The 1,716-nt window shown below is 52.3% G+C and carries 2 protein-coding genes and 2 pseudogenes; 3 read left to right on the forward strand and 1 reads right to left on the reverse strand.

Annotation, left to right across the window (positions count from 1 at the left end; genetic code table 11):
- Positions 1-190, reverse strand: a 190-nt coding sequence (locus GYA94_RS20885; protein ID WP_174824201.1) for a DUF2780 domain-containing protein, incomplete at its 3' end; no start/stop codon positions are given.
- 216 nt (positions 191-406) lie between these two features.
- On the opposite strand from GYA94_RS20885, the gene GYA94_RS20890 reads away from it, so the two are divergent.
- The 3 genes and pseudogenes from GYA94_RS20890 to GYA94_RS20895 form a co-directional block, all read left to right on the forward strand.
- Positions 407-1,198, forward strand: a complete 792-nt coding sequence (locus GYA94_RS20890) for an RHS repeat-associated core domain-containing protein (RefSeq protein ID WP_255326970.1) — start codon at positions 407-409, stop codon at positions 1,196-1,198.
- Positions 1,199-1,297: 99 nt separating this feature from the next.
- Positions 1,298-1,539 (forward strand): annotated as a pseudogene (locus GYA94_RS28320) (hypothetical protein).
- A gap of 26 nt (positions 1,540-1,565) precedes the next feature.
- A pseudogene (locus tag GYA94_RS20895) lies at positions 1,566-1,712 on the forward strand (Putrescine importer PuuP); the annotation flags it as partial.
- Positions 1,713-1,716 lie beyond the last annotated feature (4 nt).

Below are 1,716 nucleotides of genomic sequence, written 5' to 3' on the forward strand. Positions count from 1 at the left end.
GCTCGGGGGTGATGTTCAACTGGCTGCCCAGGGTGTTGAGCAAATCGGCCTGCGCCTGGGGCGCCTGTACCTGGCCTTGCTGTTGCTGGTTCTGCATTGCGGATACGGCGTTGGCGGCGTCGCTGAAGTTGAAGGCGAACACCGGGCTTGCGGCCAGGGTTAACAGGGTTGCCAGGGTGAATGCTTTCATTGGGAGGGACTCTCGTGGGCCGGGATGGCCTGGGAAACGAGCGATTGGACTAGTGATTCAGGGGTTTGTTCCGGCTGATTTTCACATAACTGCAGGAGCGCATTGCAGCCCTTTTCACCTGATATTTTTAATAGTGGCGCCATGAGCATTTTACCGAAATACTGAAACCTTCGTGTTCTCAGCAATAGTACACAAAACTGGTACTCCCCAATGAAAATGAATCTATCGTATGCCTACACACCCTATGGCTATACTGTGCATCGCTCAACAAATAAGAGCTTACTCGGATTTAATGGCGAACTTTCCGACCCGATGACGGGCCTATATATATTGGGCTTAGGATATAGGCCGTACAGCGTGATCTTGATGCGCTTCATCGCAACGGATAGCTTGGCCCCCTTTGGCATAGGAGGCCTGAACGCGTACAGTTATATCAATGGCGACCCCATCAACTACACTGACCCTTCGGGCCATTCGGGCCGTTTAAATGCGCGCGCACTAATCGCAAGACGACAGTTTCAAAAACCTCCGACACACGAAAAAATCGTGATGAACCTTGACAGGCCATCCCAATTTAGCGCTCCTAATCTAACAGACGCGCCACCCTCTTATTCCTCTCATCCACAAGCATTTTCATCACCTGTTTCGCCACCACCCTATACCCGCTATGACACCGCAAAACTGCCGCGTTACACCAGTGACCTACCACCAGGCCATCATCGCATCATAACTCCAACGCGTGACTCTTCCGGTAAGTTTGAAAAACCACCTGCCCCGCCAATTTACCCTTTGGAACTTCTGTCTCGCCGTGTAAGCACTCGACCACCTTCTGTCGCATTTGAACGCCTTAATGCTCAGCTTAACCAAGAGGAGGCAATGTATTATAGGTTTAGCACCATCATCGACATTCTAGAGAGAAATAACATGAGCGTCCCTGAAAATCTCCGTCGAAACCTTTATACCCTTCGGCAGGATCGAGACATTCTCCGTGACGCGCTCGACATATAAAATCACAAAATATATTCAATTATTTTTCATCACCTCAAACTTTAGGAGCTGGATGATGAGAAAGCAAATAATGACGAGACCGATTCAGTTCGTTCCATCATGCTCAAGATCGTCTCCGATGCCCCCCAGCACTTACCATCCCTCGAAGACAAACTCATCCAGCCCGCAGAGTACGTGATGTGCGCGCGAACTGCTGCGCAGCAGGCGGGGTGCTGCAATCCCAGTTGTCCGGGCCGGTACTGATCATGGCGACGATACATGAACTCGAGGCGCTAAAGGCGTTGTTAGAGGCGGCCTTGATCCAGGTCCAGTTGCCTTCTGAATCGAGAACGTTGCATTAAGGGCTCCAAGCCTTGCGTAGCCTGAGCTGGCTCTGTGGCTGTGGACCAGCCTGTCGGCACTGACGCTGGTGATTGGCCTGTGCTGGTTTGCCCTGGGTCTTGCCTACCTGGCGGTACTGACCGCCGGCTTCCGCCGCCCGGTGCGCCTGGTGGACTTTACAGAAACAGCCTGACTCC

This window comes from Pseudomonas juntendi, from assembly GCF_009932375.1.
In the GTDB taxonomy this organism is placed as follows: Bacteria; Pseudomonadota; Gammaproteobacteria; order Pseudomonadales; family Pseudomonadaceae; genus Aquipseudomonas; species Aquipseudomonas juntendi.

Excerpts from the sequence above, each read along its gene's own strand:
- GYA94_RS20890 (WP_255326970.1), top strand. The coding sequence starts at position 407 with ATGAATCTATCGTATGCCTACACACCCTATGGCTATACTGTGCATCGC.